General features: G+C 50.4%; 23 protein-coding genes, 2 tRNA genes and 1 pseudogene. 8 read left to right on the top strand and 18 right to left on the bottom strand.

The genetic code is table 11. From position 1 onward, the window contains the following. Positions 1-270: 270 nt before the first annotated feature. Positions 271-1,538 (top strand): annotated as a pseudogene (locus tag MKQ70_RS01460) (DUF6055 domain-containing protein); the annotation flags it as partial. Positions 1,539-1,721: 183 nt separating this feature from the next. Then, positions 1,722-2,900, top strand: a complete 1,179-nt coding sequence (locus MKQ70_RS01455; protein WP_372490081.1) for a T9SS type A sorting domain-containing protein — start codon at positions 1,722-1,724, stop codon at positions 2,898-2,900. Positions 2,901-2,948: 48 nt separating this feature from the next. On the opposite strand, the gene MKQ70_RS01450 is transcribed toward MKQ70_RS01455, so the two are convergent. Beyond that, positions 2,949-4,010: a glycoside hydrolase family 97 catalytic domain-containing protein gene (locus tag MKQ70_RS01450; protein ID WP_248066800.1), complete on the bottom strand. Its 1,062-nt coding sequence runs from the start codon at positions 4,008-4,010 to the stop codon at positions 2,949-2,951. Further along, entirely contained in the window at positions 4,010-4,882 is an 873-nt protein-coding gene (locus MKQ70_RS01445) for a glycoside hydrolase family 97 N-terminal domain-containing protein (protein ID WP_248066786.1), read from the bottom strand. The genes MKQ70_RS01450 and MKQ70_RS01445 overlap by 1 nt, the downstream gene beginning before the upstream one ends. A gap of 300 nt (positions 4,883-5,182) precedes the next feature. Here MKQ70_RS01445 and MKQ70_RS01440 point away from each other — a divergent pair, with 300 nt between their 5' ends. Then, the gene (locus tag MKQ70_RS01440) at positions 5,183-6,004 is read left to right on the top strand and encodes a hypothetical protein (RefSeq protein ID WP_248066784.1); all 822 of its coding nucleotides are present in this window, start codon (positions 5,183-5,185) and stop codon (positions 6,002-6,004) included. A gap of 64 nt (positions 6,005-6,068) precedes the next feature. On the opposite strand, the gene MKQ70_RS01435 is transcribed toward MKQ70_RS01440, so the two are convergent. Genes MKQ70_RS01435 through MKQ70_RS01425 form a run of 3 tightly spaced genes read right to left on the bottom strand, consistent with a single transcriptional unit; the run spans position 6,069 to position 7,851 of the window. Beyond that, a complete protein-coding gene (locus tag MKQ70_RS01435; protein ID WP_282456171.1) occupies positions 6,069-6,413 on the bottom strand; it encodes a sensor histidine kinase in 345 nt (114 codons plus the stop codon). Continuing rightward, complete coding sequence (locus tag MKQ70_RS01430; protein ID WP_248066779.1) at positions 6,413-6,643, bottom strand: cell wall metabolism sensor histidine kinase WalK; 231 nt, start codon at positions 6,641-6,643, stop codon at positions 6,413-6,415. Before MKQ70_RS01430 ends, MKQ70_RS01435 begins: the two co-directional genes overlap by 1 nt. Positions 6,644-6,657: 14 nt before the next feature. Beyond that, positions 6,658-7,851: a tetratricopeptide repeat protein gene (locus MKQ70_RS01425; protein ID WP_248066775.1), complete on the bottom strand. Its 1,194-nt coding sequence runs from the start codon at positions 7,849-7,851 to the stop codon at positions 6,658-6,660. 336 nt (positions 7,852-8,187) lie between these two features. Here MKQ70_RS01425 and MKQ70_RS01420 point away from each other — a divergent pair, with 336 nt between their 5' ends. Continuing rightward, positions 8,188-8,616, top strand: a complete 429-nt coding sequence (locus MKQ70_RS01420; protein WP_248066772.1) for a VOC family protein — start codon at positions 8,188-8,190, stop codon at positions 8,614-8,616. Between the two features lie 88 nt (positions 8,617-8,704). Beyond that, positions 8,705-10,507, top strand: a complete 1,803-nt coding sequence (locus MKQ70_RS01415; protein ID WP_248066770.1) for a S41 family peptidase — start codon at positions 8,705-8,707, stop codon at positions 10,505-10,507. An 800-nt stretch (positions 10,508-11,307) separates the two neighbouring features. On the opposite strand, the gene MKQ70_RS01410 is transcribed toward MKQ70_RS01415, so the two are convergent. Together MKQ70_RS01410 and MKQ70_RS01405 are read right to left on the bottom strand one after the other, a co-directional pair. After that, a tRNA-Leu gene (locus tag MKQ70_RS01410) sits at positions 11,308-11,394 on the bottom strand. 62 nt (positions 11,395-11,456) lie between these two features. Next, positions 11,457-11,529, bottom strand: a tRNA-Gly gene (locus MKQ70_RS01405). 248 nt (positions 11,530-11,777) lie between these two features. On the opposite strand from MKQ70_RS01405, the gene MKQ70_RS40895 reads away from it, so the two are divergent. From MKQ70_RS40895 to lhpI, 3 genes are read left to right on the top strand one after another with little or no spacing between them, the layout of a single operon-like run. Then, the gene (locus MKQ70_RS40895) at positions 11,778-12,245 is read left to right on the top strand and encodes a hypothetical protein (RefSeq protein WP_248066767.1); all 468 of its coding nucleotides are present in this window, start codon (positions 11,778-11,780) and stop codon (positions 12,243-12,245) included. After that, positions 12,179-12,607 carry a DUF1266 domain-containing protein gene (locus tag MKQ70_RS40890; protein ID WP_248080913.1) on the top strand — a complete coding sequence of 143 codons (429 nt, stop codon included), beginning with the start codon at positions 12,179-12,181 and terminating at the stop codon, positions 12,605-12,607. Before MKQ70_RS40895 ends, MKQ70_RS40890 begins: the two co-directional genes overlap by 67 nt. Positions 12,608-12,654: 47 nt before the next feature. Beyond that, entirely contained in the window at positions 12,655-13,584 is a 930-nt protein-coding gene (gene lhpI / locus MKQ70_RS01390) for a bifunctional Delta(1)-pyrroline-2-carboxylate/Delta(1)-piperideine-2-carboxylate reductase (protein WP_248066765.1), read from the top strand. A gap of 36 nt (positions 13,585-13,620) precedes the next feature. On the opposite strand, the gene MKQ70_RS01385 is transcribed toward lhpI, so the two are convergent. From MKQ70_RS01385 to MKQ70_RS01335, 11 genes are all read right to left on the bottom strand, one after another. Then, positions 13,621-13,935: a hypothetical protein gene (locus MKQ70_RS01385; RefSeq protein ID WP_248066762.1), complete on the bottom strand. Its 315-nt coding sequence runs from the start codon at positions 13,933-13,935 to the stop codon at positions 13,621-13,623. Further along, entirely contained in the window at positions 13,932-15,878 is a 1,947-nt protein-coding gene (locus MKQ70_RS01380) for a zinc-dependent metalloprotease (RefSeq protein WP_248080911.1), read from the bottom strand. Before MKQ70_RS01380 ends, MKQ70_RS01385 begins: the two co-directional genes overlap by 4 nt. Further along, positions 15,851-16,150 (bottom strand): DUF5118 domain-containing protein, encoded by a 300-nt coding sequence (locus tag MKQ70_RS43675; protein WP_248066759.1) that lies wholly within the window; start codon positions 16,148-16,150, stop codon positions 15,851-15,853. Before MKQ70_RS43675 ends, MKQ70_RS01380 begins: the two co-directional genes overlap by 28 nt. 24 nt (positions 16,151-16,174) lie before the next feature. Continuing rightward, complete coding sequence (locus MKQ70_RS01370; RefSeq protein WP_248066756.1) at positions 16,175-17,554, bottom strand: RagB/SusD family nutrient uptake outer membrane protein; 1,380 nt, start codon at positions 17,552-17,554, stop codon at positions 16,175-16,177. Positions 17,555-17,568: 14 nt separating this feature from the next. Continuing rightward, entirely contained in the window at positions 17,569-20,613 is a 3,045-nt protein-coding gene (locus tag MKQ70_RS01365; RefSeq protein ID WP_248066753.1) for a SusC/RagA family TonB-linked outer membrane protein, read from the bottom strand. Then, the gene (locus tag MKQ70_RS01360) at positions 20,610-21,095 is read right to left on the bottom strand and encodes a carboxypeptidase regulatory-like domain-containing protein (RefSeq protein WP_248066751.1); all 486 of its coding nucleotides are present in this window, start codon (positions 21,093-21,095) and stop codon (positions 20,610-20,612) included. The genes MKQ70_RS01365 and MKQ70_RS01360 overlap by 4 nt, the downstream gene beginning before the upstream one ends. A gap of 315 nt (positions 21,096-21,410) precedes the next feature. Continuing rightward, complete coding sequence (locus tag MKQ70_RS01355) at positions 21,411-21,815, bottom strand: FecR family protein (protein ID WP_248066735.1); 405 nt, start codon at positions 21,813-21,815, stop codon at positions 21,411-21,413. Then, positions 21,749-22,192, bottom strand: a complete 444-nt coding sequence (locus MKQ70_RS01350) for a FecR family protein (RefSeq protein ID WP_248066732.1) — start codon at positions 22,190-22,192, stop codon at positions 21,749-21,751. The genes MKQ70_RS01355 and MKQ70_RS01350 overlap by 67 nt, the downstream gene beginning before the upstream one ends. 29 nt (positions 22,193-22,221) lie before the next feature. After that, the gene (locus MKQ70_RS01345; RefSeq protein WP_248066729.1) at positions 22,222-22,545 is read right to left on the bottom strand and encodes a hypothetical protein; all 324 of its coding nucleotides are present in this window, start codon (positions 22,543-22,545) and stop codon (positions 22,222-22,224) included. 68 nt (positions 22,546-22,613) lie between these two features. After that, on the bottom strand, positions 22,614-23,210 hold the full coding sequence (locus tag MKQ70_RS01340; protein WP_248066726.1) for an RNA polymerase sigma factor: 597 nt from the start codon (positions 23,208-23,210) through the stop codon (positions 22,614-22,616). A gap of 107 nt (positions 23,211-23,317) precedes the next feature. Further along, positions 23,318-25,279, bottom strand: a complete 1,962-nt coding sequence (locus MKQ70_RS01335) for an FAD-dependent oxidoreductase (protein WP_248066724.1) — start codon at positions 25,277-25,279, stop codon at positions 23,318-23,320. Between the last annotated feature and the right edge of the window lie 11 nt (positions 25,280-25,290).

Raw genomic sequence — 25,290 nt, 5'->3', positions numbered from 1 at the left:
CATCTCAAATTGAGCAATATCTGCCCGGTACATGTTAATATCTGTGTGTAGCCACAACTGTTATCGTGCTACTTTTAATTGTCGATCTAACAATTAATCGCTTCTACAACGCGAGAGAGCCCAGGCGCATAGAAGAAAAATTCCAAAGTCACATCAGATAGCACAATTCCGCGCCCCTTATAAACAGACACTTGTAGAATCCTTCTTTTTTCTGCTGCGAAAGCGCGGACCGCTACTACTTTGTTTATAACCAATATAAATCCTCCAAGTATGAAAACGCTTCTACTCTTCTTTAGTTTTATCACTATTTTATGTACCAGCAGTATCGCGAAAACCGTTTACATTCCCACGCAATTCAGCACCGCGCCCTGGAATGAATGGAGCCCGAACTACAAGTACGAATCCACGAACTTCGTTATTTTCTGGGGCGCGAAAGTGGGCGCCAATCCTTCCACTTATGCAGATCCGAACCTCCGTTTTGACCCCGCGGTCATTGCGGGTTACCTCGAAGCCAGTTTCAATTATTTCGTCAACACCGTAGGATTCCACGATAACTCCGGCAAACTCGGCCTGTATAAAATGATTATCGTGATGAACGATACCTACAATGGCACCGGCGGCCCCACGGGCTGGGCGTTTGGCGGAGAATACGATGGCATGATCGGCGCCATGTGGATCCATCCGAACGCTACGCGTGACCCCTATGTGATTGCACATGAACTGGCGCATGCGTTCCAGGGACAAAACCGCATCGACTTCCGGCCCAGTGGCGGAGGGTTTACGGGCTGGGAGCCTGCCGGCTTTTTCTGGGAAGCACATGCCAACTACATGCGTTGTCTCCAGTTCCCCACCTTTGCCAGCGATGACCTTCCCCGCTGGCTGATGACGCGCCACTTCCACGTAGCCTCTACCCGCCATCACTACGCCACTTTCAGGTGGCTCATGAACATTCAGCAAAACTATGGCGGCGTGAATACGGTGAACCGGCTGTGGCGGGAATCGAATGCTAACGAAACCGCCATGGAAACATGGCGCCGGATCAGCGGCTGGACGCAGGCGCAGTTATGCAATGCCATGTACGATTACGCCAAACGGGAAGTGAATTACGATTACCCGGCACAGGGATTTGGGGCCGACATGCGGGCACAGATCAATATTTACAAAACCACGGCCGCCGAAAACCATTGGCTGTGGCGGGAATACACGATACTTAACCAGATCAGCGCCACCACCAGCCGGTACATTGTACCCAAACACCGGCGCCGCAGGACTATGGCATGAATATTATTCCTTTATACCCGAACTGCTCGTCCAACACCGTACACATTAAATTCAAGGGACATACCGAAGTAAACGCCCAGGCCGGCTGGCGCTGGGGCTTTGTGGAGGTCACTTCCGGCGGCACACCGATATACGGCGCCATGCAATCTACTTCGGACGGCGAAGCACAGTACACCCTGACAAACGCATCTTCCAAACTTTACCTCGTGGTGATGGGCGCCCCCACCTCAAAACACGATTATGTATGGGAACCCGGCTGGCCGCGCATCCATCGTTATCCTTACGAGCTACGTATCGAGAACGCGGTACCGGAAGGCTATCAATCTAATTTCAGGGCAGATGTAAAAGCGTTGTACGCCGGTCATGCGCATAGCAATGGCGGCGGCTGGGTGGCCAACTCCGCAACAGTGGCCGCATCGGTATATGTAGGCCCCAAAGCGATGGTGGTCGGCAGTTCTAATCTCTCCGGCTCTGTTACCGTAAATGGTACGGCCCGGCTGGAAAACGTGACGGCCAGCAGCTCCGTTGCCTTTAGCGGCGACTGTAATGTGTACGGCGGTACGTACACGGGCAGCGCGCAGATTACAGATGCCGCCGTGCTGGTAAACACGAATGTATCCGGCAATGCGATCGTCCGGGAAAACGGCTGGGGCTACGGCGTGACCTATGGCGGCACCAACGTGATCGTCGGTGGCGATGCGGAAATCGGCAGCTGTTCTACCGCCGGCGTTTACCTGCAAACACCGCATGGTAACAATGGCCGTAGTAATTGTGATGGCCTGGGCGCTACGCACAGCTCTAATATCGACATCAATTCCAGCTATTCCAACTTTACCGATGCCCAGATGGCCTGGACCGCCATCGGCTGTAGCGGCGGCGGCACGTCTAATATTGCACCGCTGGCAACGGCCACCACGTCCTATGTATCATCGTGGGAAACCATTGCAGCGCTGAATGATGGCTTTCCACCGGCTAATTCAAATGATAAGTCGCACGGCGCCTATGGCAACTGGAACAATCCAAATTCAACGCAGTGGGTGCAGTACACCTGGCCTTCGAATTACAACATATCATCGGTAGAAGTGTATTGGTTCGATGATAATGGCGGGGTGCTCACGCCAACGACAGCCACGTTGCAGTATTATAATAACGCTACTTCGACGTGGGTGAACTATGGCCCTATCCCGCGGGTAAAGGATGCGAACAACGTGCTGGCGGTTACCGGCGTCACCACTAACCAGCTGCGTGTGAGCATGCTGAATACTACGCAGTCGACCGGCATCCTGGAATGGCGGGTACTGGGCACACCATCCACGGCACGCATGGCGGCACAGTTGGTGGAGGCGCCGAAAATAGAGACGGCGGAACTGAAGGTAACGGTAGCGCCTAACCCCGTGCAATCGGTGTTTACGGTGAAGCTGAGCGGGTTCAGGGTGGAAGAAGATGTGAACCTGTATATCAGCGATATGCAGGGCAAGGTGTTACATCAACAAAACTTATTTAAGCAAAGAGAAGTGAAGATGGATAAATCGCAGTTAGCCGGTGCGTCGGGCGTTTACCTGATAAGGGCTGTAGGGGCGTCTGGGAGCGGGACGGCAAAAGTCATTTTAAATAGGTAGCATTTTAAGGCCGGTCTGTGTGGACCGGCCTTTTATCTTAATTCGTTATTACAACCCCTCCCCCATCTTCACCTCAATACTCACCAACCCTTTCTTATCCGGAACCACCTTCTCCTTTACAGGATTGCGGTCCTTATCGTCTGCATACTTCACCAGCGCTCCTTTGCCCAACATGCGCACATCTACTTTCAGCTTCAATGTTTCCTGCTGCGCATTAACGGCCGCCAGGTACCATTTATCCTTATGACGGCGGGCCAACACCACAAATTTGCCAGGATACCCGTCAATGAAGCGGGTTTCGTCCCAGGTGGTCGGTACGTGTTTCATAAAGTCGATGGCGAGGGCCGGCGCATCCTGCAGGTTGTTGGGCGCCAGCGAAAACACCTGTACGGGATTTTGAAATAATACCGCTGTTGCGAGCTGGAACACATCGGTTGTTTTGCGTATGGTGCCACCATTGTTATTGCGGTTATGGCGCTTATTCAGCAATACGGGGCCAAACTCCATGGCGCCGGTAGCGTTCCTGATGAACGGATGCAGCGTGGCGTTGAAGGCCTCCATATCATTGGCGTGCTGTGTAAAGATCAGGTTTTCTGAGGCCAGTACGGCTTCGCTGCCGGCGTAGTTGGGATACATGCGCTCCCAGCCGCGGGGCATGGTGGCGCCATGGAAGATCACGAGCAGGCCATAGCGGTTAGCATCTGCAAGGATATCTTCGTATAGTTGCATCGTTACCTGCTTGTCGCCGCCGAAGAAGTCTACCTTGATTCCTTTTACCCCTATCTTCTTTAACCATGCCATTTCCTTTTCGCGGGCGATGGCCGTATTCATGCATTGTTTGGGTCCTTGCGGCGCATCGTTCCAGAAGCCGTTGGAGTTGTACCACAACATCAGGCTCACGTTTTTCGATTTCGCATATGCTGCCAGTTGCTCCACCTTTTCGCGCCCGATGCGGGTATCCCACCAATTGTCGACGAGGCTGTATTCGTAGCCCATTGCAGCGGCAAGATCAATATACTTAAGCTGATCGTCATAGTTGATGCTGCCATCCTGCCACATGATCCAGCTCCATACGGAACGGCCATAGCTGTAGTCTTTGGTGGGCGCCATTAAAGGTTTGACCAGATCGGAGGCGACCGTGGTTTCAACGATCGGCTGCAGGCTGCTGCCAATCGTGATGGTACGCCAGGGTGTTTCGGCCGGGAAGGCCAGCGCTGGCGTAACGCTGCCGATGCCGTTGTTTTCCCCGGCTCGGGGAACGCAATGGTGTAAAGCCCTTCTTTAGTTCCCTCGCTTAATTTGGAGCCGCAATACGCCCCGCTTACGCCGGTTTCGGATACCAATGCCCATCCGCTGGCGCCAATGCGGAATAAGGCCGGAAAGGTGAACCCTACGCCATATTTGGACGGTGCGCCAAGCGGCGCATCGGCGGTATATTCTTCCTCATAACTCGGTTTGGTGCGCTCCCAGCCGATCATCGGGGTTGCCTGCGGCGTAAGGAACGTGGTAGTTTGCTGTGGGAAATCGAAACCGGACAATTCCTTTTCCAGGACCAGGCAGGCGGCTGGTTTCCCGCTGCGCAGTATTTTATATCTGAAGGCAACATCATTATTGCTCACCCTGAAAATAATTTCGATAGCCTGTTTACCGGGATTTTGCAACATGGTAACCAGTTCGTTGGCCACATAAGTCACCTGGCTCTTTTTGATACTGGGCAAGGTATAAGATTCCTCCACTCGGTTTTCCTTATGACTGACGTAAGTCATCTGCTGGCTGAAGTCACCCACATTCGTAGCCACCCCGAGCGGCGACGGTTCCAGGAAGGTCTGTCCTTTAAACACCACCGAGTAAACGGGTTTACCTGCCTGAACAGTCACCTTCACCTGTACCTGTTTATCCGGTGATGAAACAACTACATCTTGCGCCGTTGCACCTATACCCGTAGCTATAAATGTCAATAATACAATAATTCCTCTTTTCATGCCGATACCTGATTTTTCATAACTATGATAACAAAGATAATCGGGCAGGGCTATTAATTCAATAATTTTCATGGCTCTGGCATGCGCTTACAAAGGCCTTGCATGCCAGTATTAATGCACTAACAGTAGAATCATAATAGAATTACAGTAGTAAAAGCATGAAATCAGTATGTCATTCCTAAGTAAAAAAACGCGTCAAAAACGACAATTGCGACACTTTGCGACAGCTTACGACACGATGCGACAGGGCCCTTTTGCTCATTCGGAAAAGGCTGTTAACTTCATTCAAAACCATCGTTTATGAGCAACAAAAAGCAACAACGACAACTGGATGCCATGCTGGAGGGACACACTGTCCTGCGCATGTGCAATGGCTATAAAATACGGCGCAAATCCGGCCCCAAAAGAGAACAGGTATTACACGATGAAGCATTTGCCGGTACGCGACGCAGCCTGTCCAGGTTCCTGAAAGCCAGCAGTAGTGGGAAGGTGCTGCGACAGGCGTTGCATGAGGTGATATCTACTACCCAAGATAAAGGCATGCATAACCGGCTTACCAGTGTATTGTGCAAGGTATTTTCCGCTACTTCAGAAGACCGTTTGAACCTGCTGCGCCGGTTCGAGTTCGGCGGATCGCGTAGTACACTCAGCAATACATTTTGCGGCAATTACAGTTCCCAGATCGATATGGCTTCGGGATCGGCGGTGGTGGAGGTGCCCGGGTTCAGGCCTGACAGGCTGGTGCGGCATCCGTCGGGCGCAACGCACATGAAGTTCCATATGACGTTTGCGGTGGTGGATTTTGAGACTGGCGGGGCTGTGCATCACAATGTGGTGTCGGAGCATATTTCATTGGATGCGGCGTGGACGGAGGGACTTACATTGCGGGCAGCGTTGCCATCCGGCTTTAGCGGTTGCGGATTTGTGGCGTTTGGGGTGAGCTTTTATGAAGGCGGGTGCGCGCTCGGGGGCGGGGCAGCCGTGTTGGTGGATGTGGCGGAGGAAGCGATAGCCCAGGTGATAGAGAAGCCGCAGTGTAAAATATCCCGTGTTCCGCGCATCGCGGTTACGTTTATGCCGGGGCGTAAAAGCATGCAAAACGCCGGCTTCACTCATCGGTGAGTAAACAAAAAGGCCACCTTACGACGACTATGACCTTACTTATTTTGGCAAGACGCTGAGCCGATCATTTAAACGATCGGGCTTCTGGGAGATGAGCACGAAAAGCGGCTGAGAATTTAAAGGAGCTTTTCAGCCGATACCGCGGATTAACTGTATTATACGGCCTTCTTCGGCAACTCCACAAAAAAGTACTGCCATTACCGGGAGAACTCTCGCACCAGATCGTTCCGCCATGCGCCTCAATGATCTGCCTGGAAATAGACAGGCCAAGACCAAATGACTGCTCGCCGGCTGTTCCGGGTCTCCGCGAGATGGTAAACATATCGAATATCTTATCTTTCATGTCTGCCGGCACCCCAATACCCAGATCCACTACCTTGATTTGCACATGCTCTGTTTTTACCTCCATCAACACCGGATGCGTGCACCCTCCGGGCTGAACTTGATGGCATTGGTAATAAGATTGCTCATCACCCGCCAGATCTTTCCCCGGTTGATCTGGATGGTCAGGTGTTCTGCCGCCAGGAATATCTGCTGTCTTTTTTCCTTTGCCTTGAACTGTAACAGATCTATACAGTATTCCAGGAGCTCGTAGAGGTCTACCGGTTCTTTGGTAAGCTCTTCGGACCGGCTGTGCATCAGCAACAGGTCATTTACCAGTTCGAGAGAGTTCTCCCCGAGGTCTTAAGCAAATCAAGCATCATACGATCATCGTCTGTGCGTGCACCCTCATCCAGCATCAGTCCGGCGATAGACGTCATTGCACCAATAGGATTGCGGAGGTCGTGCGCCACGACTTTGAGCATCTGGGTATTATCCGCCTGGCTCTGTTCGAGCGCTGTCATAGCATGTTGCAACTGTTGGTACTGGCCGGAAATGATCTCAGTTTTATGGCGGGAACGACGATACTGGAAGTAAATAAAAACAATCAGTATTACCGAGGCGGCGCATATAGCCGCCAACATCCATATTTTGGTAAGCTTATTACGGTTCCCGGCCTCCAGCAGGTGGTTTTTCTCACGGATGGCACTATAAATCGTGTAATCGCCGATGAATTTTTTCAGGTTGCTATTGTCCGTTTCCAATGCGGATGCCAGCAATTTTTGTACATGGATGATCTGATCCTTGTTGCCGATCAGCTCCGAATTCTCCAGCATCACCTGTAATATCTGCAACTTGAAATTTTCATAACCATTTTTCGATGCAATATCGAGTGCCTTTGTGTAGTAAACCAACACACTGTCTGGCTTATTTTTCATGCAATCGCCCAGTAGGACCAGGGTACTGATCTCCGTGTACTCCATTCCCGTATTGCGCGCATGATCAAGTGCCTCCCTGATCAGGGGCACAGCTTCCGCTATGCGGTTATTAGCAACCATATAAGTCGGAAGCATGAGCATAGCCAACGACTGCATCGGACGGTCGTTGTATTTTTCTGCGTTAGCCCGTGCTTTAGCCAGGTAGTACCGGATGGTATCTTCGGGAAGCTGGGGATTATCTAAGCAATAATTGAGATAAAGCAAGGTCTGGATACTATCGCCGTCCAGCTGCCTCCCCAGTTCAAAGCCCTGCCGGGCCAAACTGATCGCCTTTGCGGTGTCGTGGAGGTCTGTATACACCGTAGACATATTAGAGAGCGCCTGTGCCACGTTGGAGGAATCTCCCGTTTCCCGATATTCAATCAGGCATTTATTGAACAGCTCCAGTGCTTCCTTATAAAGCCCCCTGAAATATAACGCAGCTGCAATTACATTATCGGCATCCGTTTCGCCTTTGGCATACCGGAGCCGGGCCGAGAGCGCTTTTGCCGTCATACCATAGTAAAAGCAACTGTCTACATCTTTCATGTAAAAAGCATACCGATGCGATTAAGCTGGTCGGCAAACGCAATACTGTCCGTAATGGAAAGCAGCTGCCGCTGCTGCTGCCTGATGGTTGAAGATTGCGCCTGAACGTTGCTCGCCGCAAAACAAACAAGGCACCCTAGTAAAATCAGGGATAGAGGTGTTCGGAGGTTCATGGGATCATGGTCGAGTACAATGTTAATTTAAGCCTTTTATGGGAAATGACCGTTTTCTTAACAAATCTGCCTTGTATGTCGCGATCCGCCCTTAAATTGTCGTTATTTCACCACTTACAATCGCATCATGCTGCCGATATTTGTTCGGAATAAAACCGACATTATGAGAGCTATCAATCCCTGGATCAACTTCAATGGCAATGCCGAAGAAGCATTCACTTTTTACAAATCAGTTTTTGCAGGAGACTTTACAAAAATTGTTCGTTTCAAAGACCTGGCAAGCGATGATTTTCAGGTACCGGAAAACGAGGCCAATAAAATAATGTACATAGCCCTGCCTATTGGTAAAAACAATGTGTTAATCGCGAATGACGTACCCGAATTTATGGGACGGGTAAACGAACGCGAAAACAGGTCGAAAATAGTGGTGAGTGCGGAAAGCAAAGAAGAAGCTGATAAGATATTCAACGGTTTGTCGGAGGGCGGAGAGGTGGAGGGACCTATTGGAGACGGGCCATGGGGGACTTATGCCGGGATGTTCAGGGATAAGTATGGGATTGAGTGGATTGTGGAGTTTGATCCGAATTTATAATGGACTTGTGTAAAACAAAAGGCTTCCTGACGGATAGAGCATCGGGCTTAAGTATGCAATAGGGACTGTCTCCCATGTTTGCAAAAACATGGGAGACGACCTTTTTCTAATTGACATATTAAAGCTATTGGCCAATCCTTACCTTCGTTTAAAAATGCCTATGAAAAGGATGAAGGTCTTTTTACTTGTTCTGTTTGTGGGCTCATCAGTCTTGGTCCATGCATCTCCCTCCCCAACTAGATTGCAATGCTATATCCGTATCTGGGGATTTTTGAAATATTATCATCCGGCTATTACGGAGGGGATGGTTGAGGCGGACACAGCTTTTCTGCATCATTTAGATAAGATCAACGAATGCAACAATACCAGCGAATTCCGATCTGCCATTGCAGCCATGATCGCCACTTTGGAAAAAGTGAATCCGGGGACCAATCAGGAAGTGCGTGATACTGCATCCTTGTTTTTTAAAAACGATCATACCCCCGACCTTTTTTCCAATATATTGCTCCCCAAACATATACAGGCTTATTTGCGGACACTTCGCCGGACAGGTGTGCAAACAGCAAAGCATGTATATATGCCGGAGAATTTTCACACAACCGAATTGCCGGCGGAAAAATATTACAAAGCGCTGCAGTTCCCCAATATCCCCTTTCAGTTACTGGCCTTGGCGCGCTATTGGAATGCGATTGAATACCTCTTCCCGTACAAATATATGCTGAAGCGTAGCTGGATATCTGTGCTTAGGGAAGCGACCCCGGTGTTTATGAAACCCCTTTCGCTGGTTGGCTATGAAGAAGGGTTAATGCACCTTAATGCCGCCATAGAAGATTCGCATGGAGGCATCCTGTCGGTGAAGAACAGTGGTGATGTGTATGGACGCTATTTCCCGCCATTTACGTTCCGCTTTGTGGGAGACTCTATCGTGGTTAAGGATTATGTTGATACGGTAGCCTGTATACAACAACATATTCAACCAGGGGATGTGATCACAGAGGTGCGAGGGCGCACGGTTGGGCAGCTCATGCAGGACTATCAGTTGTACACGTCTGCTTCTAATGTAACCAAGCAAAAAACGCAATTGGCATCACTTCGGTTGTTGTTGCCTTTTCGGGGAAAGGATAGTGTCATCAACATTTCGATCGTGCACAATGGTAAAGCGGTTTTACAGAAGCTCCGCCTTCAAATTCCTGATGTTAAGTTTCGTAATGACCTGACGGCCATCTACCAATATGAGAACAGGAATGGCACTACACAGCACGATTTTGTATTGCGATCCATTGATCCGGGTGTCGCGTGGATAGATGCGGCAAACTTGTCGGTGCTGTACAATACTTCAGAAGAGGACCACGGGATCGACAGCATCATGACCCTGATGCGATCACACAGCAAGGCTATTCTGATCGATCTGCGTTGTTACGCGACACAGGCCGTGTTCTTTAATAAATTCCTGCCCGCCTTGGGGCGTAAACTGGGGAACTTTGCCAGTCTGCGACCGCATTATAATAAATTCCCCGGCGTGTATTACGATTTCGACGCGTATGCTGATGTACCCGCTCCGGCATTGCTGGATAAGTACCCGGGCAAAGTGATCCTGCTGGTGAATGAAAACACGCATAGTCAGTCGGAATGGGTGTCCATGATGCTCCAATCCAGTGGCCCCACCATTACGGTAGGGATACAAACTTCAGGGGCCGATGGCGATCTGATCGACCTGCCTATGCCGGGTGGTTATACGCTAGGGTTTTCCGGCCGTCATGTGGCATATCCTGATGGGCGTCCTTCGCAACAACTCGGTGTAAAGATTGATCGGCATGTGAAAATTACCACGCAAGGGATTGCGGGAGGCAGGGATGAAATCCTGGAGGCGGCGATGAAAGCGGTGCGATAGTGTAATTATAAAAAAACGGCCGTCTTTGTTTTTACAAACAGGAGACAGCCCCTTGATTACGATTACTTTGCATACCTATTTTCCCGGGACAAACATTGCTTTCACCAAATTTACACCACTGAGATATTTATTGGCGGTATTTTTCACGGCCTCTGGGGTTACTTTTTCCAGACGCTCTTTGTATGTGAATACACAGCGGATCATCCCCATTGAAGAATTTGCCTACAATATCAGTTCTACATGAGCTTTGTCTTCAATGCCCTTCTTGACGATTTTCTTAACGTTGCCACTCAGCGGACGAATACCGCGAGCCAGAAACTGCTGCCTTTCCCACTTGAAGGTAGGCCGTCCAGATACTTGGCCAAAAGCGGTTTAATCGCTTCCATTAAAACTACCTGCCAATAAAAAGTTTTGTCCACTTGCATCTCCAAGGATTTCTGACATAATATTCCATATGTAAGACCTCGCAGGATATATTCAACGGGCACACGCTATAGGCTATCTTTTAACCAATTTAACCCAGAAAAGAATTTAATGCCGCCAAAGTCAAATTAATACTATACACCATGTATAATATTAAATTGCCATTACAGAAAATGTTTACAAATATTTACGAAGATGTATCTCTTTGACGAGCCTCAAAATTAACTTCATTACCAGCAAATAATACCGGTATAGCTAATTGCACAAGCGCAGTTTCACAGGAATTTTAAACACCCTAACTAGCTGATTACAAAAAAAAATCGCGTTCAAAGAACGCGATTTTTTTCAGATGTTAAAAAATTTAACTTCTGGTTAAGTACCCCAGACGGGAGTCGAACCCGTACGAGCGTTGCGGCTCACAGGATTTTAAGTCCGGCGTGTCTACCAATTCCACCACCAGGGGTATCCCTTGTTAAATGTAAATAAAAAAATCCAAACCGACATTCAGTTTGGATTCTCCATTTAGAGCGGAAGACCGGGCTCGAACCGGCCACCCCGACCTTGGCAAGGTCGTGCTCTACCAAATGAGCTACTTCCGCAGGTTTATTGTAAGATCTTTTCCCAACTCACTTGTTTTCATTGGGATTGCAAAGATACACTTTGTTTTGAATTTGCAAACTTTTTTGAAATTTCCCCACCCGCCCTGCTGCTAAAAGCAAGCACACTGAGCCATTGCGTATTTAAAATTTATTTTAAATTAGGGATGCAGCCGTACAACGAAACCGACCCAACTGTTAACCGATGTGTGCGTACGGAACCATATGCTCATCGTAAAACGGACCTTATCATGCAAACCGCTTTGCTCATTTTTGTGCTCGTCGTCATCGGCGGCTATTACACCTACGCTAAAATTCTACCGTTCATCCGGCGCATGCGCGGCATGCAGCTCAAAGGCGCCGGAAAGGGAGAACGAATCCACTACCGGCCGCAAACCACGCTATCCCCCGACCAATGCCGGCAACTGGCCCTCGCGGCCATTTATCACGTGTACCAGCCCTCCTATCTCAATACGCTGGAAACCGGTATCGAAAAAGCGGCCATCGAGGAATCGCTGGTCAGCTGGTGGGGTATCAGCAGCCCGGAAGAGGCGACGGACACCTTGCTTTACCTGCGGGACAAAGGCTTCAGGTATTATTTTCCAGGGTTTGGCGGGCGTATCATGCTGCGACCGAGGCGGAGAAAAAAGGGATCGTCCTTAGCAGCTTCAATACGCGGGAAGACAGGGAAAAGGCCCTCTCCCATGTGGAGCACCTGAAAGAAACCATCCCCGTTTTAATTGCAAAGGGAATCATCAATAGTGAGGAAGATGTGGTCCATATCAGCATCAACGCCTGGGATTATGGGCGCATCGTCTTCCTTGCCCGCCTGTGTTACGAAGCCGGTTATCTGACTGAAAGGGAAGTATGGCATTTTATTCATACGGGCGATGAGCTGGCGCAGCAGCAATTTAATGACTGGGCTACTTTCGGCAAAAGTTATGTACTCGGCCGCGCCATGTGGGGCGGCAGCGCCAGGGGTAATGATGAAACGATTGAAATTTATCGATACTTGATGACCGATCCGCAAAGTCCGTGGGTAAAGCTACCCTGGCGACAGCATGCTAAGGTTAAATTTTGATAAGTCTCTGCTAATTAACGGGTAATATATCGGCCTATCTTTGCCGCATGCTTCATATTGCTGATTCTGACATCAAAGCGGCACTGAACTGCCCCGACCTTATAAAAGCCCTGCGCGAAACGTTCGCGGGCAGCTTTACCATGCCTTTAAGGCACCATCATTTTTACTCGCTGCCCGGCGGATTGGATAACACGCTTATTCTTATGCCCTCCTGGACCGAACAGTTTATGGGCATTAAACAGGTGATTGTGGCGCCGCAGAATGCCAGCCTGTCCCTGCCCAGCATCCATGCGCTGTATACGCTCATTGACGCCCGTACCGGCCAGCCACTCGCGATCATGAACGCAGCTATGCTGACCTCCGTACGCACCGCCTGCACATCGGCACTGGCTGCTGATTACCTCGCTCACCGCGACGCGTCCGTGCTGCTGATCGTCGGTACCGGCAAAGTAGCCCGTCATATGGCCGCGGCACATAGCAGCGTACGGAGTTATAAAAAAATCATGCTGTGGGGGCGTAGTGAAGAAAAAGCCCGCGCACTACAAGCCGAACTGGGCGAACATATAGAAGTGGTGACCAACCTTGAGGAAGCAGTTAAAGAAGCTGATGTGATCTCCTGCTCCACCATGGCCGAAACGCCCATCATCAAGGGCGCCTGGCTGCGTGAGGGGCAGCACCTCGATATGGTCGGCTCCTACAAACCAAATACCCGTGAAGCAGACGATGAGGCCATCCTTAAAACTTCTATATTCGTGGATTCACGAGCCGGCGCCCTGCACGAATGCGGCGAACTGGCCATCCCCATTAAAAATGGGATAATAGAGGAAGAAGATGTGGAAGCAGATATCGTGGAGTTATGTTCGGGCAAACACCCCGGCAGAAAGGACGCGCGGGAAATAACATTGTTCAAATCCGCCGGACTGGCCATCGAAGACCTGGCCGCGGCACTGATGGTATATCGTCAGGTAACTGCATAAAAAAAAGCCGGCGATTAACTCGCCGGCTTTTTCATTTTACAGGGTCACTTTACTTTCAAAAGTCTTCTCAATCCTGTCATACATTTCCCTCAGGTGAATTCGGGTAATCTTATCTATAGCCGGGCTTTGCATCTGGCGCTTAAACAGCTGTTGCTGCTGCCTTAGTACATCGCGCATAATGCCTTGCATATCAGAACCAGACACATTGTAAGTGCCCATGCTGATTATTCCTTTGCTGTCTTGCGTAAATGCCTGCTGCAGGATGCGCAGTATATACAGTTTCTGCAGGTTCCTGCGGTAGAAATCCACCGGTTTACCAGCATAAATTTCTGTGAGGATGCCTTTGTTCATATCTTCAAAAACTCCTCCAGTTTGTACTGCTTCGCTTTTTTGTCGTACGCCGGGTCCATCAGGTGGCTCATACGGCGGCGGCTCACCAGCATATCAATGCCTTCTTCCTGTACTTTCGCGAATTCCATCCCAAATGAATAAGGCAGACGTTCGAAGATGTCGCGGCTATTCAGCCATTCAGGCGTTTTAAAGAAATAATCGGTCATGAACTTCATGGCGCGTTTCTGCTTCTCATATTCAACCGGCACGAACACAGGCCCGGCATCGGCAGCTACTTTGTAGGTATCGTAAATACCGCCGATATTCTTGCTTACGTGACCGAGGTAACGGCCGTACTGGGCCAGCACCTGGGAATAGGTATCTTCTAATTCTTTATATCCTTCCTGCGGGATTTTCGTCCACTCGATGAGCTGGGGTACAATTCTTTTCAGATTCTTGATACCGTATTCACTTGCTTTCATCGCATCATCGCCCAGGTCTTCGCTCTGGCAGCGCGGATCATCGGGTTCCATTTCACCACCGAACCACAAACGGTGATTGTTTTTCAGGCTGTCGGATACAATTTTGGTGAGGGCTGTACGCTCTTCCCACTCATCTTTGTACTGTGGGCGCCAGCGGTATCCCCATTCGATCGCCCACTTATCGTAATCGTTGATACGTGGGTACAGACCGGAAGTACCGATATTATCTTCGGGCTGCGCAACGTAGTTGAACCGTGCGTAGTCCATGATAGAAGGCGTATGTCCGTGCTGCTCCAACCATTTTTTGTCGCGCAGTTTCTCTACCGGCACGGTGGAACTGGATCCAAAGTTGTGGCGCAGGCCCAGCGTGTGGCCTACTTCGTGGGAAGATACGAAGCGGATCAGATCACCCATCAACGCGTCGTCGATTACCGGCTTGCGGGCGCGGGGATCGGAAGTGGCGCACTGTACGAGGTACCATTTCTGCAGCATCGACATCACGTTATGATACCAGAAGATATGACTTTCCAGGATCTCGCCGCTACGGGGATCGTTTACGTTCGGTCCCATTGCGTTCGCAATGGCGGACGGACGATAGATGATCGCCGAATTACGGGCATCGTCGAGGCTCCAGGTGCTGTCCTGCTCTTTGGTCGGCGCTTCCAGACCAATGATCGCGTTCTTGAAACCCGCCTGTTCAAAGGCTTTATTCCAGTCGTTGATACCGGCAATCAGGTAAGGTACCCACTTTTTAGGCGTAGCGGGGTCAATATAAAAAATGATCGGTTTCTTTGGCTCTACCAGTTCGCCTTTCAGGTAACGTTGCTCGTCTTCCGGCTTCGGTTCCAGTCTCCAGCGAACAGCGTAGCTGATCACTTTCACACTTTGCGGGTGTACGTCGAAGTCGCGGTGCGAAGAGGTGAAGTACCCTACACGTTCGTCCATGATACGTGGTTTCATCGGCACTTCGGGCAGCAGCACCAGCGAAGCGTTCAGCTCCACGGTGTAGTTGGAGTGCGTCGGGTTCATGCCGGCAGCATACGTTTTTACGGCTTTTACCTCCAGATTTGTTGGATAGATTTTAACCGATTCAACATAACTGCGGTCGTTCTGCTGAGCGCCCATACCCGCACGTTGTTTCAGTTTATCATTCTCGAAATAAAGGATATTGTTATCGCTGTTCAGGAATTCCGTAGCATCGATCACCGCAGCGGTAGAATCGTTGTTGTAAGCCGCCACCGGGAACGACATCGCAATGGCCTGCACGTTGTTCAGCGTCACTGCTTTTGCCATGTCCGAAGTAGAATCTTTCGTGTACTCTGTATAAGAAATGCGGCGCAGGAAAATCCTGTCACCAGACCCTCTTTCAAACCGATACACCGATTCGCCGATCTGGTCGCCCACGAGTCCGGAAGCGCCGTTACGCATGTCCACAGAGGCTTTCGATATCCTGCTCACCGCCATGATATCGCGTTTAAACAGGCTGAAGGGTACTTCAAAATAAAATTTTTCCTCTTTTTATGTACAGTGAGGAAGCCCTTGCTGGATTCCATGTCCTTGGTAATTACCTCGCTGTACTTCTTCACCTTGGGCGGCGTTTTACGGGACGAGTCGCTCACAGGTTTAGCGGGCGGCGTTACAACCGTGGCCGCTCCCTTTTTCTTTTTCCGTTTCTGCGCGCTGGCAGCATGATTTACCCCTACGATCGCGCATGAGAAGATCAGCGCGAATAGCGGCAATTTTCGTGTAAGCATGATTAGTTTATTATAAGGATGATGTTACCTGGGATTTTGCTGGATCTCAGGATTTAGTTGAATATATTTTGTTGCAATCGGCAATACGTACCTGTTGGAATTAGGCGCCAGCGTATAGGTTTCGCCCAGGAAAGTACGTGTAACGGTTTTTGCGAAACGCGGCTCCTGGTTTAATCGTTTCTGGTCGAACCAGCGGGTGCCGCTCCACATCAGTTCCCTTCTTCGCTCCTCCAGCGTAACACGTAATGCTTCGTCTGCCGTAGTGGCCACGAGCGGCTGGTATTCAGCAGGAAGAAAACGGTTCTGGCGTAACATGTTGAGGAGGTCGATGGCCTCCTGTGGTTTGTTGTCGCGGGCCAGGCATTCTGCCTTGGTCAGCAGCATTTCCGGTACGCTCGGGCCAGTCAGTGCACCACTCGCTACGTCGATTAATACCAGTCGGTGTCCAACATATCCCCTGCCCGCAAACGTAGGCGCAATCGGATAGTTTGTACCCGGCACGGTGTATACCCTCCAGCGAAGGTCTTCCGGTGTGAACAATGCCTGCAGCTCCCTGCTCATCGCATAGTGCACAAACGAAGAAGATCCATTAACACGCAGGAACAATACTTCGGGCTGGCTCAGTTTCGGCGGAAAAGCGGTACCGCTGACGAACGGCGCCAGGTTCAACAGCTGGTTATTGCGTTTAAGGGCGCTATCGGCATAACGGCGGGCATCTTCGTAGGCGCCCATGTACAGGTGCGCACGCGTCAGCAGGCCGAAAGCAGCCATCTGCGAAGCCTCGGTGCTACGAAAAGGCTGTGGGGGCAGGTAGGGCATTGCCTCCAGCAGGTCGGTCTTAATTTGTGCGTATACATTTTTAACGGACGCCCTGGTCAGGTTCACCCCTTCGAAAGCTGCACGCAACACCAGGGGTACGCCCAGGTCAGTAGCCGCTGTCGCTTCGTTGTAATGTTTGGCATACATATTTACCAGGTCCAGGTAAGCAGCAGCGCGGAATACGCGGGCCTCCGCATAGGTGGCGCGCTTCTGTTCCTCCGTACCACCTTCACTGGTCATCACCCCATCGGTGATCTGGTTACATACATAAATCTGTTTGTAATAGCGGTCCCAGTCTGCATCATTTAAATCACCATACACATTTTCAGACCAGGTGTAGGCCATACGAATGGCATTGGTAATCCGCGGCTCAATCACCACGTCGGTCACCTCAAAATCGTCGGCCATCACCGGCGGCAGTGAATAGCCATAGTTCATGGTAAAAACGCTGTTCAGCAGCGCGTCGTAGTCGGAAGTCAGTTTCAGCACGCGCCTTCCGGGTTGCTCTACTTCCACGTATTTGCGGCAGCCCGCGGCGATTAACACCAGGGCGCCAAATGCATATATTAAAAATGATTTCTTCATTGTTTCAAACTTGATTAGAAAGTAACGCTCATGCTAAAGTTGTAATTCGGCGACGGACGCAGGCTGCTATAGCTGCTGGTGAACACATACTGCGGATCTACCCCCACCTTGTTCTTTTTCCAGATTAAGCCCACATTAGCGGCAGTAACACCGAGGTTCATATTCTTCACGAAAGCACGTTTACCTAAACTGCCCAACGCGTAGCTCAATGACACCTGCTGCAAACGAATGTTGTCCGCATCAATCACATTAATGTCAGAAGTGGTAAACCAGTTAATCGAATTAAAATTGATATTGCTGATACCCAGCACATTGGTATTCGCCTCATCACCCGGCTGACGCCAGCGGTCTGCCATCGCTTTTGCCGTACTCAGGTAACCGCTCAATTGCGAACCACTAGGCAGCTGCGGCGCACCAACCGGATCGTAAAACATTTTATGACCAAGGTAGTAGGCCACTCTCGCCGTGAGCGACAGTTTCTTATAGCGCAGGGTCTGCATTAAGCCGCCGGTAGTCGGCGGGGTAGCACGGCCCACGTATTTAATATCATCAATCGTTAAAGGTTTCGGCGCAAAAGAGCTGATCTTCTCTCCTTTTGCATTATAGATCTGTGACTGACCTCTTTCATCGAGCCCCGCCCAACGATAGGCAAACAGGCGGTCTACGGGATAACCCACCAAGGGTCCCACATAAGTTGGGCCGTTTACGGCCTGCGTGCCAAAACGGTTATCGGTTACTTTGGTATTGGTGTAAGCAATGTTGAACATGCCGCTCCAGGTCCAGTCCGTAGCACGAATAATTTCGCCACTTACCGCTACTTCAAAGCCATTGCTCTTCATTTCGCCGGTGTTGTAGGCGATGGTGCTCCAGCCGAGTGTTGGGTTCATTGGCATGTTTACCAGGATGCCTGTAGAACGACGCTGGTAAATATCAAAGGCTACCACCAAACGCTGCTGCAGCATGCGCAGGTCCAGGCCGGTATTGAAAGTGCGGGAAGTTTCCCAGCGCAAGTCAGGGTTACCGGGCGTACTGATCGTACCATTCGGCAACGTAGTGTACTGGTCAACAGCGGAAGCGTTGTACAGGGAGAAAGGGTTACCACCTACAGGCACCTTACCGGCTGTACCCACCGTAAAGCGCAGCGCAGCATTGTTGATCACCGGCAGCAGGCTGCTCATGAAGTTCTCTTTGGTGAGGTCCCAGCGGGTACCTACCGACCAGAAAGGTTTCGCACGCTGCCTTCTTTCGAGGCCGAGTTCTGTATAGTCGTCAAAACGCACGCTACCGGAAACGAAATAACGTTTCTTAAAGTCGTAGTTCGCCACGCCGTAGTAAGATAAATAACGCGTAATGGGACGGTTGATTATTGCATCCGCATAACCCAGTGTTTTGGTAAATGCGACAGTGGGTGTTGACAAGTAAGTTTTATAAGGAGTGGTCGGGTTCACCACAATACCACTGCTGGTTTGCAGATCATAACCATAGTGCGCCTGCGTGTAGCCTTCCGATTTTACTTCACGGAATTCATTACCACCCAGCACATGCACCGAGTGCTCTCCAAATTGCTTGTTGAAATTAAAACCGAAACGGAGCGTATAATCCTGGCTCACCACGTTGCTGAGCTTCAGGATGGCGCCTTTTGGCACACCGTACGTGAGCCTTCCATTCGCCTCACGCGAAGTACCTTCGTTCACGAGTTGTTTGGTAGCGTAGGCGTTCTCTTTCGTCAGTTCCTCCACCATGGCGCCGGTGCGCTGGTAAGTACCGTCTACGTTCAGGCTGAACCAATCGGTAATATGACCGGTCAGCGCCACGTTAATACGGCTGCTGTTTTTGCGGTAGGTAGTTTTGGACTGATGCAGTTCGTCGATCGCGTTGTACGACCAGGGGAAATATCCGAGGCGCGTAAAGCTGTCGGTCACCGCCTTGGTAAACATCAGGTATTTCGGATCGTTGATGTCTTCATAAGGACGAAGACCAAACTGCCCCGGCTGCAGGGAGTTCATTGCCGCCATATTTACCTGGCTTTTAGAATAAGTCTGGTTAATATAGGTCGATAAATTCAGCCTGTTCTGTAAAAAGCGACTGTTCACACGCACATTTGCGAAGTAAGACTCCGTGCCGTTCGAGCGGAATACCGGCCTGTCTTTCGCGTAGTTGCCGGATACATAATAATCGGAGTTACCGGAACCGCCGGAAACCGACAGCCCGTATTGCTGCGTTACTGCATTTTGCAACATCACATCGTTCAGCTGCTTCCTGTTGTTGCGGGTACCCAGTTCGGCCAGCAACTGATCGCGCTGCGCTGTGGTGATTTTACCGTTCTTCGCATCAAACATGATCTGCTGTGCGCGGCTCACATCCGGCGTACGCCAGTGGCTGGCAGGATCTGTAAAGAAGTTTTTATCAAATAATTCCTGTTCAAATTCGATGTAATCCTTCGTGCTCATCACGTTCAGGTTGCTCAGGTCTGCCGGCTCTGAAATACTTACCGCGGTAGACAGGCTTACGCTGGGTGCACCCACTTTTCCTCTTTTGGTTTCGATCACGATTACACCGTTAGCCGCCCTGGAACCCCAGATAGCCGCCGCTGCCGCATCTTTCAAAAAGGAAATACTTTCAATATCATTCGGGTTGATATTATTGATGACGGAGTTGTTCGTTGCTTTGTCCGTTCTGCCCAATCCTGTGGTCGGGTTGGTGGTCAGGTAGTTATCGATTGCCGGAAATCCGTCGATCACCACCAACGGCATCCGCTCTTTCGCATCGCCATAGTAGCTGTTCTGCGTACGCATCTGGATGGCATTGTTACGCACATCGAACACTACACCGGGCACCATACCTTCCAGCCGCTCCATGATGTTCAGTGCCGGGCTTTGCTGGATATCCTTTGCCGTGATCACGGTAGCGGAACCGGTGATCTGCTGCTTGTCGATCTTCTGGTAACCAGTGCTTACCGTTACCCCTTCGAGCTGTAGTTGTGATACGCGCATGTTCACCGTTACTGTTACGGGCGCGTTGCCAACGGTTACTTTATGTGTTACCCGCTGAAAGCTCACATGCGAAATCTCCGGGTGTATTCACCCGGGAGCACATCGTTGAAAGAAAACCAGCCCGCGGCATTGGTGCTGGCCACCCTGCGAGACGGCACCAGCAACACCGAAGCATTCGCCACCGGCTGCCCGCGCTCGTCTTTTAAGACGCCCTGTATTGCTTGTGCAGCCACGGGTGCAGTGGTTTCCTCCATTTTCTTTTCTTTCAGCAGGATGAATTTATCTTTAATGATATAATCGATGGGTTGTCCTACAAGGCTCACTTCCAGGAAATTCTTCAAAGGAAGATTTTGCACGGATACCGTTACGGGCTTAGATTTTTCCAGCACCTCGCGGTTGTAGAAAACAGTATACCCTGTCTGCTTTTCTATTTCAGAAAAAACATTTTTCAAAGGTACGTTCCGCACGTTCAGTGAAACGGACTGTGAATAAGTGTTGGCATGCAATTGTAAAAGAAATGCCGTCATCAAAATGAAGGTAAGCTTCATTACTAACAAGATTTTGGTTAAAGCGCGGCGCTTCACTTCCCCGTTTCCGGTCGCGCGGTGACTAGCCGGCGGTTGGGTACAGGCATGGGAAGCCCCTGACGCAATAGCAGTTTTTTGCATAAATTGCATTGGATTGAAGGTTTAAAAATGAGACTCGACTACTCGTTTTAAATTGACAGTCTTTGCCGGAAGTCTGATCACTTCCGGTTTTTTTATTGGTTGATTGACATTGATTTATTCAGGCATAGTTTTCCCTTATCATGAAGTCATGATGAGTATTGCATCCCCTGCTTACTTAAAACATTGTTTATTTTGTTACGATAAGTTTTTACCATCGATCCTGAAACGTACACCAGAGACCTCGAGGGCCGCCAGCAAGTCATTCAGGCTAATATTTCTCGGCAGTTTACCACCAAAATAGATGGGTGGCACGCCATTCTCATAAACAACATCTATATCATACCAGCGCGCTATTTCGCGCATTGCATCCTGCAAACTTACATTATCGAAATCGAACGCACCGCTTTTCCAGGCGATTACTTTACCAAGATCGGCGTCGCGCGCCACTTCCAGCCCTTCGGCTGCAAGCAATGCCTGCTGCCCGGGTTCCAGCGTAACCGTCTGCCCGCCGGCGGACACACGGATGGCGCCGCTTAGCAGGGTAGTTGAGGAGACGGTTTCGTCAGCATAGTTATGAACGTTAAAAGTGGTGCCCAACACCTGTATGTCGGATTTATCGCCCACCTGTACCTTAAAGGCCGGCGCGCATCCCGCGCCACCTCAAAATAAGCCTCGCCCGTTATCTCCACCACTCTTTCCTTACCATTGAACGCGGTGGGATAACGGAGAGCGGATGCGGCATTCAGCCACACCCTGGTGCCATCCTGCAACGTGATCCGGAAGATGCCTCCACGGGGCGTTTGCAAGGTGTTGTAAGTTATATCGGCCATTGCGCCGTTTTCATCATAAACCAGTTCTCCGCCTTGTTGCGTTACCGTAGTGCCTGCCTGTTGCAGCACCTGGTTCCCGGCGCTATCAAGCGTTACCACACTGCCGTCCGCCAGGGTAAGCGTAGCTTTGGTACCGCCTGGGGCCACGTCAGTAATACTAACGACTTCCGCCGGCGCTACCGGCTTGGGTTTAGCCAGAAGTACCCGGCGCCGCCCAGCAGGACAACCGCCGCGGCAGCCGCCCAACCCCATTTGCGCATAGAATACACGCGGGCTAAGGGTTTCGGCTCACCCACGATCTTTTGCCACGAAGCATCCACATCGTAACCGGCAAAACGTGCGTCGGGTGTTTGCAGCGCGTTCCACTCCTGTTGCAGTAATTGCAAAAGCTGATCGTCCTGTTGCCCGCGCAATACGTCTTTCAGCGCCTGCTCCTCATTGGGAGTAGCGGCGCCCTGCATATAGCGGTGAAACAGGTCCCGGATCTCTTTCTCTTGCATATTTTTACTGATTCTACCTTAAAGACGGAAAAAAATGCCGGAGGGGGCCATCGGACTAAAAAATTTTTCTAAAAATAATTTTCAAGGCCCATCGCCATAGCGATCAGCACCAGCGAAACGTCCGGCAGTCTTGATTTTATATACGTAGTAATGGCCGCGAGGGCCAGTTTCATATATTTTTTAACGGTAAGAACGGAGAGGCCGGTCTGCCGCGCAATCTCTGCATGCGACAAACCCTGGCGGCGCGCCATGAGGTAAACTTTCTGCTGTTGCGGGGCTAACTGGGCAACAGCCTCATCTAATAAAGTAAAAAAGAAATCATTGTTATCGGAAGATGCGGTAACGGCAGCCGAAGTATCCTGCTCGTTCTCCCAGGCAGAAGCCCGTTCACGCTCCCTAAGCAGCTTACGCAACTGGTCCAGCGCATAGTTGCGGCAGATAATGAAGAGGTAACTCTTAAAATCGCGCACACCAGCCAGCGATTCGCGGCCCATCCATACCTTCAGGAATACATCCTGCACGATCTCTTCCGACACGCTTTCGGATTTGGTGAGCTGGTATACATAGGTGAGCAACAGCGGCTGATATGTACGCATCAGCTCGCGGAAGGCGCTCTCATCGCCGTTCGCCACCCCTGACAGTAATTCGCTTTCGTTATGTAACAATTTTGGCCGCCGTTATAATTCCGGTATAAAATTAATAAAATTTAGGTGGATGAATAAAAAAGCCGGCCCCGTAAGAGGCCGGCTTCAATATCTCAGTAAAACGTGGATTAAGACTGCGGAACAAATAATACCGCATCCGCCACTACCACACCATCAGCACCTTCATTCGTAATCTCTACATAGTCCTTCCCTCCTTTCGTGAGCTTCATGGTACCCAGCTCCACCCATTCGCCGGAGGTTTGTCCCTCTACGCGTACAGATGCCGCTGTGTAGTGCGTCGCCGTGCTTTTGCCGTTGGCCACCAGGTTAATTTTGGTATTGGCAGACAGGCCGCTTTGCTTCGGCACATAGGTATATACTTTATAGTTGCCCGTTTTCACCACCACCGGCGAGAATTTCACGCTGGCCACCGCACCCGGTTTCGCCTGAAAAACAGACGGACCATAAGCACCACGGGTTTCTCTTTTCCACTCGCCTGTTTGCTGAATACGCGGCGCATCGTCGTTATCTACCAGTATTTCCGCGGTAGCGTTAGAAGCCAGCGGACGCTCACGCAGGATCGTCTGCAGCTTAGCTACATCAATATCCTGAACGGCCTTTTTGCTGTCGATCGCCAGCGAAGCTGCTACCGCAGCCGACTGACCAAGCACCATAAACACCGGTTCCATGCGGATAGAACCGTAAGCGATGTGGCTGGCAGATAAACAAACCGGCACAAACACGTTCTTGCAATCCTCCGCTTTCGGGATGATAGAGCGGTATGCAATCGGGTAAGGACCAAAGCCGCCCATCTGCACATCACCTTCATTTTTCACCATACCATTTACCACGATGCGCTGGCAGTTATGCGAGTCCATAGTGTACGCGGCCATGCCCACACCATCTTTTACCATGTCCTTGCTCTGGCAGTTGGCCTGTGTCATCACGTAGGCACCTACCATGCGGCGTGCTTCGCGTACGTACATCTGCGGCGACCAGTGACCAAATTCTACATATTCATCTTTAGGATAACCCCAGCGCAGCATTTCTTTACGCAGTCCCTCGGGCATGCGCGGATCGTGGCCAATGAAGTAGAGAAATCCTTTATTATACAACTCATGCTCCCGCTGGATTTTCTCGCGCGTGGCGTAATCCGCTTCGGGGAAGTCGTAGTTCATGCCGATCATATCGGTAGAAAACGCCCCCTGGTTGTTGATATCAGTTTTCTTATTGGGCATCCTGTCGAACTTCAGGAACGCATTTAAATTGTTAGGCTTCGTTTTTTCGATCAGGCGAATGAATAAGTCGTACTTCGACGGATCGTACCCCTCCGGCTTCGTGATCTCCACGCGGTTGGCGGGATCTTCCGTTAAACAGATGCGGAAATTGTACGCCTGTACCTTCTTATCGCCGGAGCCTTTCTCAGCCATCGTTTCGCTGCTGATGCCCCATAACAGGCCGCTTTCTGGCTTACCAGGTATTTTGTAAGGATCGATACCGTCTGGGAACTGGTGCTTTTCGTGCATCTGCACCCCGTTGAAATCCTCTTTGTATTGCGCGTTCGGCTCGCGGCCTACGGTATAGGCTACACCGGCTTTCGCCATCAGGTCGCCTTCGTAGGTACAGTCGATGAACATTTTAGCACGTACGATCACATCGCCGGCTTTAATTTCGGTGATGCGGCCGTTCTCTTTCTTGAGGGTTTCGAGCTTTTTCTGGTAGATGATCTCTAAACCTGATTCTTTAATATACTGCTGAAAAGTAGCCATGGCCACACTCGGCTCAAAGATCCACTGTTCAAATTTTCCGTAATGCTTGCCTACACGACGATAGAAGTCGCGCGACAGACCGGTGATGGCGTATTTATTGCCAATATCGGTGTAACCGAGACCGCCGGTGGTGAGTCCGCCGATCCTTTGGCCGGGTTCCAGTACCAGTACGGTTTTGTTCATCTTTTTAGCGGTATATCCCGCAATGATGCCGGCCGAAGAGCCGCCGTACACGCAGATATCCACCGTTTTTACTGTTTGTGCCGCTGCACTGCCGGCGAGCAGCACAAGCCCCAACATGACGTTCCATCTTTTGTTCATCTTCTATATAG

The organism is Chitinophaga sedimenti, assembly GCF_023156195.1.
Classification (GTDB): Bacteria; Bacteroidota; Bacteroidia; order Chitinophagales; family Chitinophagaceae; genus Chitinophaga; species Chitinophaga sedimenti.
This window is presented reverse-complemented; position numbering and strand designations above follow the sequence as displayed.